This window comes from Azospirillum agricola, assembly GCF_017876095.1.
GTDB classification, from domain to species: Bacteria; Pseudomonadota; Alphaproteobacteria; order Azospirillales; family Azospirillaceae; genus Azospirillum; species Azospirillum agricola.
Map to the genome: position 1 here is coordinate 15,146 of NZ_JAGINM010000030.1, position 13,091 is coordinate 28,236.

Here is a 13,091-nt window from a genome sequence, read left to right on the forward strand (position 1 = left end):
GCTGCTGCTGGAGCGCGCCGGCTACCCCGAGGAGGCCTATTTCAGCGTGTCCCATGCCCCGGCGGAGGACGACGACGGGCGGATCGTCGGCATGCTGGCGGTGTGCAGCGAGGTGACGCCCCAGGTCGTCGGCGAGCGGCGGATCGGGCTGCTGCGCGATCTGGCCGCGAAGGCCGGAGAGGCGCGGAGCGTGGAGGCGGTCTGCCGGGACTCGATGGCGATCGTCGCGCAGCATCCTCTCGACCTGCCCTTCCTGCTTCTGTACCTCGCCAACCCCGAAGGGACGGAACTCTTGCTGCACGGCGCCGTCGGGATGTCCGCGGCCGAGCTCGGGATTCCGGAAAGGCTGTCGCTGGACGGCGGCGGCCCCGATCCCTGGGGGCTGCGCGGCGCCGCGGCGGGCGGGACGGTGGTGACCGGAGCCGTCGACCAGCGCGTCGCGAAGCCGGCCGGCCCCTGGGGCGACCCGGTCCGCGTCGCCGTGAGCCAGCCGATCGGCCGGTCAGGGCACGGCGCCCCCATCGGCGTCCTGATCGCCGGCACCAGCCCGAACCGCGCGCTGGACGAGGGATACCGATCCTTCCTGGACCTGCTGGCCGGGCAGATGGCGGTCCTCCTGGGCAACGCGCTGGCCTACGAGGCCGAGCGGCGGCGCGCCGACGCGCTGGCGGAGCTGGACCATGCCAAGACGCTTTTCTTTTCCAACGTCAGCCACGAATTCCGCACGCCCCTGACCCTTCTGCTCGGACCGCTGGAGGAGCTTCTGCCCAAGGCCGCCGCCTGGGACGCCGCCGACGGCGAGCGGCTGCGCACGATCCATCGCAACGGGCTGCGTCTGCTGAAGCTGGTCAACGCGCTGCTCGATTTCGCGCGCATCGAGGCGGGGCGGACGCTCATCCGGTTCGAGGCGACCGATCTCGCGGCCTTCACCGCCGACATCGCCGGTTCCTTCCGGTCGGCGGTCGAGACGGCCGGCCTGCGCTTCGAGGTGGCGTGCGGGCCGCTGTCCCGGACCGTCGCGATCGACCGCGACATGTGGGAGAAGATCGTCCTGAATCTGCTGTCCAACGCGCTGAAGCACACGCTGGCCGGCGGCATCGCCGTGCGCCTGACGGAATCGCCGGAGGGGGTCGCTCTGGCGGTGAGCGACACCGGGAGCGGCATCGCCGCCGAGGACCGGGAGCGGATTTTCGACCGCTTCCACCGCATCGCGTCGGCCCGGGCCCGGACCCACGAGGGGACGGGCATCGGCCTCGCGCTGGTGCGTGAACTGGCGCGCCTGCACGGGGGCGACGTGACCCTGGCCAGCGCCGTCGACGCGGGCTCCACCTTCACGGTATCCCTTCCCTGGGAGCCGGACGCCGGGCGCGCGGCGGAGGACGGGCAGGCGGCGGATCTTGCCCCGACGCCCCTGCGCGCCGACGCCTTCCTCGCCGAGGCCGGCCGCTGGGGCAAGCGGCGGGAGGACGTCGGGCCGTCCGCGCCGTCCGCGCCCGCGCGGGCGGCCGGGGACGGAACGCCCGCCCGCGTCCTAATCGTGGACGACAATGCCGACATGCGCGATTACGTCGCCCGGCTTCTCGCCCCCGATTTTGCCGTTGCCACCGCCGAGGACGGGGCGGAGGCGCTGGAGGCGGTCCGCGCCGACAAACCCGATCTGGTGCTCAGCGACGTGATGATGCCCCGGCTGGACGGGTTCGGGCTGCTGGCGGCGCTGCGGTCCGATCCGGCGACCCGCGATGTTCCGGTCGTGCTGCTGTCCGCGCGGGCCGGCGAGGAGGCCAGCGTCGAGGGGCTCGACGCGGGCGCCGACGATTATCTCGTGAAGCCCTTTTCGTCCCGCGAGCTCATCGCGCGGGTCCGGGCCAACCTGACCATGGCCCGGCTGCGGCGCGAGGCGGCCGACGCGCACCACGACGCCGAACGCATGCGGGCGCTGGGGCAATTGACCTCGGGCGTCGCCCACGACTTCAACAACCTGCTCATGGTGCTGCGCGGAGCGGTGCACCTCGTCGGGCGTCGCACCAGCGAACCCGCCATCCGCGTCGTGCTCGATCAGGCGACGGAGGCCATCGAACGGGGCGCGCTGATGACCCGGCAGCTCCTGTCCTTCGCCCGGCGCCAGCGGCTGGAGCCGCAGCCCCTCGACATCAACGAGCGCTTGTCCGAGCTTGCGGCGGTGCTCGGCCGTGCGTTCCCGGAGAACATCCGGGTGGAGCTTTCGCTGGGCGACGTCCCGGCGATCCTGGTCGACCGGGCGGAGCTGGAGGCGGCGCTGCTGAACCTCGCGGTGAATGCCCGTGACGCCATGCCGCAGGGCGGCACGCTGCGTTTCGAGACGGGACGGTCGACCGGCGCGCTGATCGGCGGCGAACCGGCGCCGGACGGGCTTGTCGGCATCCGGGTGATCGACAGCGGAACCGGCATGGCCCCGGACGTCGCCCGGAGGGCCTTCGAGCCCTTCTTCACCACCAAGCCGCCGGGCAAGGGGACGGGGCTTGGGCTCAGCCAGGTCCATGGGTTCGCCACCCAGTCGGGCGGCCGTGCCACCGTCGCGAGCCGGCCGGGCAACGGAACGACGATCACCCTCCATCTGCCGGCAGCGGAGTGACCTCATGCAGAACGAACAACAAGCCCCGGCGCTTCCGCCGACCGTGCTGGTGGTCGAGGACGAGACCCTGGTCCGCCTGATGACCGTCTCCATCATCGAGGACATGGGCTACCGCGTGATCGAGGCCGGTTCGGCGGAGGAGGCGCTGGAGCATGTCCGGAGCGAGCCGGTCATCGATCTGCTGTTCACCGACATCCGCATGCCGGGTCTCGACGGGTTCGCCCTTGCCGAACGCGTGCGGACGCTCCGTCCGGCCATCAAGGTGATCTACGCGACGGGCTATGCCGAGCTGGAGCGGACGGCCCCGCCGAACGCGCTGGGGCCGCTGCTGGGCAAACCCTACGCGCCCGACAGGCTCGACGAGGAGATCCGGAAAAGTCTTGGGGGGTAGCGCCGCGGTCAGCGGCCGGCGGTCTCGTCGGCCGATTTGAGGGTCAGATACTTCAAGGTGATGGTCGGCACGTTCTCGAGCACCCAGGCCGCCATCGCCTCCTCCTCGCCGAGCGATTTCTGGAGCAGGGGAACGGCGAAGGAGAAGGCTCCCACATCGGCCACCGTGAGCAGAGACCGGTAGCTCGCCACCTCGAAATTCTCGAAGGCGAAGTTCGCGAAGGAGTTCTTGAGGATCTCGTCCTCGGCGAAGGTGTGGCCGAGCGCCGCGAGGTTTCCCATCATCGACATGGCCGTGTCCTTGAGGCTGGAGTGGCTCTCCTTGAGCGTCTCCAGGATTTCCTCCAGCCGGGCGATCTGGCCCTCGGTCTCGGCGCGGTGCATCCGCAGATGGTCGGCGACCTCCGGATAGCTGACCACCCGGTCGAGCTGGCGGTCCATCAGGGAAAGGGCTTGGTTTTCCAGGGCGTGGGCGTTGCGAAGCCCGGTGATGAAGAGGTCGCGCGTGAGGCGTGCCGAGTAGACGGCCATGGGTGTCTCCCAAAGTTGAGGACGATCACCCTCTCCAACAGCGTTTGCGTGCGGCTGCTCCCTGCCCAGAGGGTCATGAGCGTTGGGTGATGGTCCCATGGCGCCGCGCCGTCACCGGGGCTCCTCCACCATCGGGGCCGCCGGTGGCCGGCGCTCTGCCCTTACGGGAACTGACCATCCGATGCGCAGGACGGCGGAGGGGGCGGCCTGTTGTCCCCTTGTCAGTGACATGTGACCTCCTGAACTCCCGCCCGCCTGAAAAGGCGGGCTTTTCCTTGCCGGCGTGACGCGTTCAGGAGGCGCCGTCGTCGGCCAGCAGGCTCTGCACGCTTCTGGAGAGGGTGTCGGGCGCGAACGGCTTGCGCAGAAGCACCAACCGGTTCGCCTCCTCCTTGGGAAGCCCGTCGCTGTAGCCGGTCATGACGACCACCGGCAGGGAAGAGCGGCGGTGGCGGATCATCCGGATGAGGGTGGACCCATCCATCACCGGCATCCGCATGTCCGTGACCAGCACGTCCGCCGGATCCGTTTCGTCCATCTGGAGCGCCTCCAGCCCGTTGTGCGTCACCGTGACGCGGCAGCCAGCGTCCTCCAGGGCGATGCACAGGCTCATGGCCACCAGATCTTCGTCCTCGGCCAGGATGACGTGCGGAACCTTGTTCATGACCGATCCGAAAGGGCGAAGGGACGTGGCCCGCCCGTGGCGCCGGTGCGCGGCGGAGGGCGGGAAGCGTAAAATGAGGAAAATGCCGGGTCGGTCAAGAGCATATGACCTTGGCTCCAGATTGGACCGGACCGCCGCCGATGGGGCTTCAGTCCTGGAACAGCGCCGTCAGGCAGGCGGCGAGCTGCTTCTGCGAGAACGGCTTGTGCAGGATCCGGATGCTCGGGTCCGGCTTGCGCATCTCCGCGTATCCGGTCACGACCATGGCCGGCAGGCCGGGGGCGAGGCCGCGCGCCTCGTGGATCAGGTCCGCGCCGTTCATGTCCGGCATGGCGAAGTCCGTCACCAGCGCATCGACCCGTCGTCCGCTCCGCAGGATCGCCAGCGCTTCCGCGGCACCGCCGGCCTCGACCACCCGGTAGCCGAGCTCCTCGACCAGCGCCACCGTGCCCAGCCGCACCAGCGGGTCGTCCTCCACGACCAGGATGGTCTGTGCGGCGCCGCCGTGCGGCTCCGTCGGCTCCTCGGTACCGGCGCCACGGGGCAGGGGGACCGCCGGCAGGTAGAGCGTGATCGTCGTGCCGGCGCCGACCCGGCTGGCGATGTGGACACCGCCGCCGGATTGGGTCGCCATCCCCTGCACCATCGAAAGCCCGAGACCCGATCCCTTGCCCACCTCCTTGGTGGTGAAGAAGGGTTCGAACACGCGGGCCAGCGTCGCCTCGTCCATGCCGGTGCCGGTGTCCTCGACACGCACCGCGACATGGGCTCCGGGCGGGATGGCCGGCGGCTCGCCGGATTCCGGGGGCCATGCCGCCGTGGTGGTGCCGAAGGCGCTCAGCGTCAGCTGCCCGCCCGACGGCATGGCGTCGCGGGCGTTGATCACGAGGTTCAGGATGGCCGATTCGAGCTGGGCCCGGTCGACCAGGGCCGCCGGGGTGCCGGGCGCCACCAGGATGACGACCCGGATCAGCCCGCCCAGCGAGCGCTCCAGCAGCGGGCGCATCCCGTCGAGCAGGTCGTGCAGGTTGGTCGCCTGCGGCATCAGGGTCTGGCGCCGCGCGAAGGCCAGCAGCGACTGCGTCAGATGCGCGCCCCGCTGGATCGACCGGCTCGCCGCCTCGAACAGGGCGCGCGGGGTTCCGTCGGGCACATGCCGGTCCAGGACCGCCAGACAGCCGGCGATGCCCTGAAGCACGTTGTTGAAGTCGTGCGCCATGCCCCCGGTGAGCTGGCCGATCGCCTCCATCTTCTGCGCCTGGTGCAGGGCTTCCTGTGCGCGCCGGCGTTCCGCCATCTCCGTGACGAGGGCCTGGGACCGTTCCGCGACACGCTGCTCCAGCACCTCGGCCGACCGCTCGATGGCCTCCAGATGCATCCGCGAACGGTACTGCCGCATCCGGCTGCGTTGGGCGGACCGGGCGGCGCTCCGCAGCGCCTCGGCCTGGAGGGGGCGGTCCAGCAGGGTGACGTTGCCGAGACGCTGGAACAGATCCCAGCGCCCCTTCCCGGCGGGCTGCTGCCCGCGCGCGGTCAGGACCAGCACCGGAAGATCCGACCAGGAGGGCTGTCCGTCCAGCCATTCGGCCAGCCGTTCCAGCCCCCCGTCCAGCAGGGCGGCCTCGGCGAGAACCAGGGCGACCGCCGACTCCGTCGGGATGGCGCACACCGCCGCGACGTCGCCGCAGGGGCGCACGGCGAGGCCGGCGTCGCCCAGCACGAGTCCGATCACCTCGGCGTCCCGGCCGTAGGGGGCCAGGATCAGGATCGCGCCGTCCGTCGCCACGGTCTCAGGAACTTTCCGTCCCGTCGCGCAGCAAGGGCTCCAGCGATCCGTCATACTCCGGCGTCCCGGTCAGGATGCCCTGGAAGTCCATCAGCCGAGGGCCGACCTGCATGCCGTCGGGGAACAGGCGGAACTCGCGGATCGACAGCTCGTGGACGCCGGTCCGCTTCTTGACCACCGAGATCGCCTTGCGCACCTCGCCGCCCGCCTCGAAGAAGCGCAGAAGGACGACCGTGTCGCTCATGAAGGACAGGTCGACCGGATTCTCGATGTCGCCGATGATCCCCTGCTGGGCGAGGATCAGGATGGTCACGACCCCCTGGTTGTTCAGGTAGGTCAGCAGCTCGTGCATTTGCAGGATGAGCGCCTGCTCCTCCGGCATGGTGCTGAGGTAGGAGTTCAGGCTGTCGATCACCACGATGCGGGCGCCCTGGTCCTCGACCTCGCGGCGGACCTGCCAGACGAACTGGCCGGGCGACAGCCGCGACGGGTTCGCCCGCGTCCAGCCGAGGCGGCCCTCGCGCACGGCCTGCGCGGTGTCCATCCTCAGGGCGCTGCTGCGCTGCTGGAGCGTGTGAAAGCCCTCGTCGAACGAGAAGTAGGCGGCCCGCTCGCCGCGCCGCACCGCGGCCATCACATATTGCAGGGCGATCGAGGATTTGCCGACACCGGACGGGCCGAGAAGCATGGTGGTGCTGCCGTGCGACAGCCCGCCCCCCAGCAGCGTGTCGAGCCCGCCGAGGCCGCTCGTCATCAGGGCGGGCGCGAACTCGGCCTCGTGGTCCTCGGCGATCAGGCTGGGGAAGACCAGCACGTTGCGCGTGGTGATCATGAAGTCGTGCCAGCCGCTCTGGTAGTCCGCGCCGCGCATCTTCACGATCCGCAGGCGCCGCCGCGCGGCCCCGTAGGATCGCTCGATCTGCTCCAGATGGATCACGCTGTGCATCAGGCTGTGAAGATCGGTGCTGTCCTCGCGGTGGCTCAGGTCGTCCAGCACCAGCGTGGTGCAGGAGCGCCCTTGCAGGAACTGCTTCAGGGCCAGGAGCTGCCGGCGGTAGCGGAGCTGGTCCTGCGCCAGCAGGCGCAGTTCCGACAGGCTGTCGATCACCACCAGCTCCGGATCGTCGCTTTCGATGCGGTCGGTGATCAGGCGCATGGTTTCGCCCAGTTCGACCTCGGACGAGTAGAGGACGCTCTGCTGGCGGTCGAGCTGGGCCTCCAGCGGGACGAGGTTGACGATCCCGATGCCGTCCAGCGACCAGCCATGGCTGGCGGCGGCGGAGACCAGCTCCTGCGTGCTTTCGGACAGGGTGACGTAGAGGCACCGCTTTCCGTCCTCCTGGCCCTTCAGCAGGAACTGAAGCGCGATGGTGGTCTTGCCGGTGCCGGGCGCCCCTTCCAGCAGATGGAGCCGTTCGCGCGGCAGGCCGCCCCGCAGGATCGCGTCGAATTCCGGAATCCCGGTCTGGAGCTTCTCGATCGGCAACGGATCAGGCACGCGGACATCCCCTATCGATGGTTCTTGGCCGATCCCTTTGCGGCGTGATCGGCGTCGTTTCACAAAGAACATGGCTGGCGACAAATGGTTTCATCCTGCCAAAGACAAAGGAAAGCGGAAGGAGGAATCCGCTTGTCCTCTTCTCTGAAAATGGTGATAGGACCAGGCGAAGCGCCGAGCCTTGCGGGGGAGACGGCCCGCCGATCGTTTGCCCACCCAACGCTCGGTTCGCTTGGACTTCTTGTTGCCCTTCACTTCATTGCCGACGTGCCGCGCGGCCGGCGGCCCCCGGCCGCACCCCAGGACCGGCTTGACAGCCGGCCGGCGAATGGTCCGATATGCCTCTCCGGTCCGCCGAAGGGATCCTGGCCATTTGTTCAAGCATTCCCAACTGGAATCGGTCCAGGCGTGGATCGCCCACCCCGCGCACGCGGCGATGCCGCTTCACGCGCGGATCCAGCGGGCCATCCGGCAGTTGATCGTCGACGGCGCGCTTGCGCCGGGCAAGCCGCTGCCTGCCTCGCGCGCGCTTGCCGGATCACTGGGGGTGTCGCGCGACACGATCGAGGCGGCCTATGGCCAGCTCCACGCCGAGGGCTTCATCGAGCGGCGCGTGGGAAGCGGCAGCTTCGTGGCGGAGATGACGGCGTTCGCGCCCCTCCGCCGCTCCTCCCGGCGGGACAGGGTGCCGCGCGACGAGGCCCCGGCCCTCGGCAGGCGCGGAACCGCCATCTTCCAGGGCGGCGGCGTGCGCGAGATGCTGGCGCCGCGCCCCTTCGCCCCCGGCGTGCCGGAAACCCGCGGCTTTCCGCTTGCGCTCTGGGAGCGCCTGGAACGGCAGGTGCGCAGGGAGGCCGGCGTCCAGACCCTGCTGCACGGCGATCCGCAGGGGGCCGAGCCGCTTCGCCGCGCCATCGCCGACTACGTGAACCTCGAACGCGGCGCGCGCGCCACGGCCGACCGCGTGCTGGTGCTGACCAGCGCGCAGCAGGCGATGTCGCTGTGCGCGGCCATGCTGTTCGATCCCGGCGACCGCATCTTCATCGAGGATCCCGCCTATTACGGCGCGCGCAAGGCGTTCGACGCGGCTGGGCTGGACTGCGTTCCGGTCCCCGTCGACCGGCAGGGCATGATCGTCGATCCGATCATGGCCGATCCGCAAGGGGCCAGGGCGGTGTCCCTGACGCCGTCCCACCAGTTCCCGACCGGGGCGACGCTGGCGCTCGACCGCCGGCTGGCCTTGATCGACTGGGCGGCCCGGCACCGGGCGTGGATCATCGAGGACGACTACGACAGCGAGTTCCACTACGCCGGCAAGCCGACGGCCTGCGTGCAGGGGCTCGATCCGCACGACCGCACCCTCTACATCGGCACCTTCACCAAATCGCTCTTTCCCGGCCTGCGGATCGGCTATGTGGTGCTGCCGCCCCAGCTCGTGGAGCCCATGACGGTCGGGCGCACGCTGCTGGACGGCCATACGGCCCCCATGGCGCAGCTGACGCTGGCCCGCTTCATGGAGGGCGGGCATTTCGGCGCGCATGTCCGCGGCATGCGGAGCGTCTATGCCCGGCGGCTCGACGCGCTGGCCGGCCTCGTCGCCAGGCACCTGTCGGATTTCGTCGAGCCGCGCCTTCCCGTCGGCGGGCTGCAAATGCCCTGCGTGCTGACCCGCGACCTTCCGGAACGCGCCGCCATCGACGCGGCGCGGCGCGCCGGGATCGAGCTTCTCGGCCTGTCGGGGCTGCACGCCGGCGGCGGCGAGGCCGGCTTCCTGATGGGCTTCGCCGCCTACACGCCGCTTGAGATCGAGGACGCGGTCCGGAGGCTGGAGGCCGTGCTCCGCGCGGTGGCGAAGCCGTAGGGCAGGCACTCCCCGGCCTCCACGTCCCGACCCTCCACGCCCCGTCAGCGCACCAGCGCGACGCCCAGCTCCGCCTCGAACCGGTCGAGCAGCCCGGCCGCCGTGGCGTCGGCGTCCCGCAGATCCTCGCCCCGGATCTGGTAGCGCGCCAGGATGTCGAGGCGCTTCACCGCTTCGTTGGGCCGCAGGATGTAGGGGTCGAAATGGATCAGGTTCGGGACGTCCCTCACCCAGTCCAGGGCGATCCGGTCGGCGAGCCGCCCGTCGGCCCGGACCATGATCTTGCGCGAGGAGATGAAGCCGCCGGCCCCCCGCGCCGGCGCCGGGACGTCCAGGCCCAGATGGATGTCCAGCAGATGGTCGAAGATGTTGTCTCCGGTCAGGTTGTTGTAGAGGCCGGGCATCACGCCGCCCATCAGGCGCGGATTCACCTCGACCAGGACGGGGCCGTCCTTGGTGACGATCAGCTCGATGTGCAGGATGCCGAGATCGAGGCCGAGCGCGCGCGCCACGTCCTCGGCGTAGGCGAAGCAGCGCTCGCGCTCCGGCTCGGGCAGGTCGGCCGGCATGATGGCGCCCAGCTCGATGCACTCGTTCTCCGCCGCCCGCGTGCGGCCCGAGATCATGAAGCGGTGGAAGCGACCCCGCGAAACCCCGATCTCGGCCGACACCAGCGGTCCCTGCAACAACTCCTCCACCAGGATTCCCCGGCGGAGCTGCGGGCGGATCTGCGCCGGCACGCGGTCGATTCCCTCCAGCAGCCGCGCCGCCGCCGCCTCGGCCTCCTCCGGCGTCGAGGCCGGGCAGGCGAACAGGCTGTCGTAGCCGGTCTGCGGCTTGACGATCACCGGCACGCCCAGGTCGCGCATCGCGGCGGCGGCCTCCGCCGGGCTGTGGACCACCCGGAAGCGGGCCGAGCGCAGGCCGGCCTCCTGGATGACCTCGCGCGCCCTGGCCTTGTCGCGCGCCCGCTCGACGGCGCCCGCGTCGGTGAAGGGAAGGCCCAGCTCGGCGCAGATCCGCGCAACCACGTCGACACAGATCTCGAGCTGCGTGATGACGCCGTCGACCGGGCGGTGGCGCTGCACCGTTTCGATCGCGTGGCGCACTTCCGCGATGTCGGTGGGATCCTCGATGGTCAGGACGGTGTCGATGTCGTAGACGGCCTTGCGGATGGCCTCCGTCTCCGAATACAGCCGGTATTTGGAGCGGATGAAGGAGACGTGGTAGCCGCGCTGCTTGGCGCGCCGCATCGTCTCGAAGCCCGGCAGGTTGGAATCGATGATCAGAACATGCTTGGACATGCCGACGTCTCTTTTCGAAGTCCCTTGTGGAACCGATGGGTGATGGAAAGGGGCGGTCAGGCCGCGCGGTACACGACCCGCCCGAAGAAGAAGTAGCCGGCCAGCGCGACGTTCAGCGCCGCGCACAGGACCAGCAGGAACAGCAGCCCGCCATAGCCGAAGGGCTGGATCGCCTGCGCGGCGAAATAGGGGAACAGGTAGCGGGCCAGCAGGTAGGACATGCTGACCGTGATCAGCACCTGCGAGCGCAGCGCGTCCGGCGCGTGGGCGGTGGCCTGGGCCTGGATCATCGGAACGATCAGGCCGTAGCTGAGGCCGAACAGCACGGCCGCCGCCGCGTAGAAGACGGAGGACAACGCGGCCCCGTACAGGCAGGCCATCGCCACCAGCATGACCGCGACCAGCGCCGGCATGGAGCGCCGGGGCGGGACGTCGGAGAGCAGCCGGCCCAGCGAGAAGCGCGCCAGGATGATCGAGGAGGTGAAGAACAGGAAGAACAGCTTGTAGTCCAGCCCCATCGCCCCGGCGAAGCTGGTCTGGAAATTCGTCATGCTGGTGTAGAGGCAGCCGCATAGCAGCATCATCGCGAAGAAATAGACGCTGGGCAGCGCGAAGACCTGGAGGATGGCGTTGCGGTCGGTGTTGACCGAGACCTCGCGGCTCACCGCCGCGTAGGACTCGTTTCCGCGCGCCGCCGTCCAGGAGCAGAGCCAGCCACCGAGGTTGGCGACGCAGGCCAGCACGAACAGGTCGAGAAAGCTCGCGTGCAGGTGCGTCATCGCCAGGCTGCTGACGATCGGGGCGACGCCGATGCCCAGCGTGTTGAAGGCTCCGTAGAGGGCGAAGAAGCGGGGCCGCTCCTTGGCCTCGACCATCGACGAGACGCAGATCGGGCCGATCGGCAGGAACAGGCCCCAGCCGACCCCCTGCAACAGCGAGGCGGCGTAGAACAGTGCGTCGCTGTCGGCGAAGCGCTGCGCCGCCAGGGCGTAGACCACGCTTCCCAACCCGAAGGCCAGGCTGCCCCAGGGGGCGACCCGGTTCAGCCCGAAGCGGCGCAGCAGCCAATGAACGGCGACGACGCAGGTGAGCGCGCCCACCGCGCCCACCGCGAAGACCTGGCCGAAGAAGATTTCCGTCCGCCCCTGCTGCTGAAGGTAGGTGGGCAGGGTCAGGAAAATCCCGACCGCGAAGGTGATCAGGAAATTCTCGGCGTACAGAAGCCGTTTCGCGGCGGACGTGCTGGCAGACGTGCTCATCGACGATTCCATGCATGAATGACAGAGGGCGGTCGGAAACCGGCGAGGCCCTCATGACGGGCCGTGCCGCCCGCCATGGACAATCCGTTCCTGAAATCAGTGCGGCCGGCGTGCCGCGTCATGATCCGACAAGATTTGCGAGAGACTCGTAATCAACGCCGCCGTCCATATTGACGACGTGGACAGAATTCACCAGATCGGAGTCAAGTTCAATGCCGTTGTCCGCCAGCCACATATCCGAGTATATAGTATCGAGATATTTCTCGCCGCTGTCGGGAAGCACGCACAGGACATTGTTGTTCGGTCCCTCCAACTGGTGGCGCGCGGCGTGCAGCACGGCGCCGGCCGATCCGCCGAGCAGCAGCCCCTCCTTCTGGGCCATGCGCCGGCACATGGAGAAGGCGTCGCGGTCGCCGACCTTCACGGCGCCGTCGACATGGGTGCGGTCGAGGTTCTTCGGGATGAAGTAGTTTCCCGGCCCCTGTTGCAGGTAGGGCCCCTTGGTGCCGCCGAACAGCGTCGATCCGACCGGCTCGACGCCGATGACGCGGATGGCCGGGTCGTGGGCCTTGATCCGCCGCGACACGCCGGTGATGGTCCCGCCGGTGCCGACGCTGACCAGCACGGCGTCCAGGGTAATGCCGTGCGTCTCGATCCAGTCGACGATCTCCTGGCCGGTGCCCCGGTAATGGGCGTCGGGGGCGTCGGGATTCTCGTACTGGTTCGGGACGAAGACGCCGTCGATCCGCCGCCGCAGCTCCTCGATCAGGCGGATGCGCGACTGGGTCAGGTCGGCGCCCTTGTCGTGCTCGCTGCGCACCATCAGGATGGTGGCGCCCAGCGCCTGGAGGATCTTCAGCTTCTCGACCGGGCAGTTCTGGTCGACGACGACGATGTTCCGGTAGCCCTTCACCCGGCAGGCGATGCTGAGCCCGATGCCGGTGTTGCCGGACGAGGATTCGATGATCAGCGGGTCGCGGGCCAGCTCGCCCCGCTCCTCCGCCCGCTCGATGATGTTCAGCGCGATGCGGTCCTTGACGCTGCGGCCGGGGTTGAAGAACTCCAGCTTGGCGAAGACGTTGCGCCCGGGGGGCTGCGACAGGGTGGCGACGCGGACGACGGGGGTGTCGCCGACCGTCGCGAGAAGGTTTTCGTGGATCACGGTGCGGTGTTTCCAGTCGGGGGCG

The 13,091-nt window shown here is 69.5% G+C and carries 10 protein-coding genes; 3 read left to right on the forward strand and 7 right to left on the reverse strand.

Annotation, left to right across the window (positions count from 1 at the left end; genetic code table 11):
• Positions 1-604 precede the first annotated feature (604 nt).
• Both J2847_RS29945 and J2847_RS29950 read left to right on the forward strand, forming a co-directional pair.
• Complete coding sequence (locus J2847_RS29945) at positions 605-2,611, forward strand: ATP-binding protein (RefSeq protein ID WP_411800657.1); 2,007 nt, start codon at positions 605-607, stop codon at positions 2,609-2,611.
• Positions 2,612-2,615: 4 nt separating this feature from the next.
• Entirely contained in the window at positions 2,616-3,002 is a 387-nt protein-coding gene (locus J2847_RS29950; RefSeq protein WP_209782391.1) for a response regulator, read from the forward strand.
• Positions 3,003-3,010: 8 nt separating this feature from the next.
• Here J2847_RS29950 and J2847_RS29955 read toward each other — a convergent pair whose 3' ends face one another.
• The 4 genes from J2847_RS29955 to J2847_RS29970 all read right to left on the reverse strand — a co-directional run bounded on the left by J2847_RS29955 (position 3,011) and on the right by J2847_RS29970 (position 7,480).
• Positions 3,011-3,532, reverse strand: a complete 522-nt coding sequence (locus J2847_RS29955) for a ferritin-like domain-containing protein (RefSeq protein WP_209782392.1) — start codon at positions 3,530-3,532, stop codon at positions 3,011-3,013.
• 292 nt (positions 3,533-3,824) lie between these two features.
• Positions 3,825-4,196 (reverse strand): response regulator, encoded by a 372-nt coding sequence (locus J2847_RS29960; RefSeq protein ID WP_209782393.1) that lies wholly within the window; start codon positions 4,194-4,196, stop codon positions 3,825-3,827.
• Between the two features lie 148 nt (positions 4,197-4,344).
• Positions 4,345-5,982, reverse strand: a complete 1,638-nt coding sequence (locus J2847_RS29965; RefSeq protein ID WP_209782394.1) for an ATP-binding protein — start codon at positions 5,980-5,982, stop codon at positions 4,345-4,347.
• 4 nt (positions 5,983-5,986) lie between these two features.
• Positions 5,987-7,480, reverse strand: a complete 1,494-nt coding sequence (locus J2847_RS29970) for an ATPase domain-containing protein (RefSeq protein ID WP_325169513.1) — start codon at positions 7,478-7,480, stop codon at positions 5,987-5,989.
• A gap of 373 nt (positions 7,481-7,853) precedes the next feature.
• Here J2847_RS29970 and pdxR point away from each other — a divergent pair, with 373 nt between their 5' ends.
• Entirely contained in the window at positions 7,854-9,341 is a 1,488-nt protein-coding gene (pdxR, locus tag J2847_RS29975) for a MocR-like pyridoxine biosynthesis transcription factor PdxR (protein ID WP_209782395.1), read from the forward strand.
• 44 nt (positions 9,342-9,385) lie between these two features.
• On the opposite strand, the gene J2847_RS29980 is transcribed toward pdxR, so the two are convergent.
• From J2847_RS29980 to J2847_RS29990, 3 genes are all read right to left on the reverse strand, one after another.
• Positions 9,386-10,645: an ATP-grasp domain-containing protein gene (locus J2847_RS29980; RefSeq protein ID WP_209782396.1), complete on the reverse strand. Its 1,260-nt coding sequence runs from the start codon at positions 10,643-10,645 to the stop codon at positions 9,386-9,388.
• 56 nt (positions 10,646-10,701) lie between these two features.
• The gene (locus J2847_RS29985) at positions 10,702-11,904 is read right to left on the reverse strand and encodes an MFS transporter (RefSeq protein WP_209782397.1); all 1,203 of its coding nucleotides are present in this window, start codon (positions 11,902-11,904) and stop codon (positions 10,702-10,704) included.
• 118 nt (positions 11,905-12,022) lie between these two features.
• Positions 12,023-13,066 (reverse strand): PLP-dependent cysteine synthase family protein, encoded by a 1,044-nt coding sequence (locus J2847_RS29990; RefSeq protein WP_209782398.1) that lies wholly within the window; start codon positions 13,064-13,066, stop codon positions 12,023-12,025.
• Positions 13,067-13,091: the final 25 nt, after the last annotated feature.

What these genes read in the sequence shown, in the direction of transcription:
- J2847_RS29945 (WP_411800657.1), top strand. Translation starts at nt 605, where the DNA reads ATGGCGGTCCTCCTGGGCAACGCGCTGGCCTACGAGGCCGAGCGGCGG.
- J2847_RS29955 (WP_209782392.1), bottom strand. Translation starts at nt 3,532, where the DNA reads ATGGCCGTCTACTCGGCACGCCTCACGCGCGACCTCTTCATCACCGGG.
- J2847_RS29985 (WP_209782397.1), bottom strand. Translation starts at nt 11,904, where the DNA reads ATGAGCACGTCTGCCAGCACGTCCGCCGCGAAACGGCTTCTGTACGCC.
- J2847_RS29950 (WP_209782391.1), top strand. Translation starts at nt 2,616, where the DNA reads ATGCAGAACGAACAACAAGCCCCGGCGCTTCCGCCGACCGTGCTGGTG.
- J2847_RS29960 (WP_209782393.1), bottom strand. Translation starts at nt 4,196, where the DNA reads ATGAACAAGGTTCCGCACGTCATCCTGGCCGAGGACGAAGATCTGGTG.
- J2847_RS29980 (WP_209782396.1), bottom strand. Translation starts at nt 10,645, where the DNA reads ATGTCCAAGCATGTTCTGATCATCGATTCCAACCTGCCGGGCTTCGAG.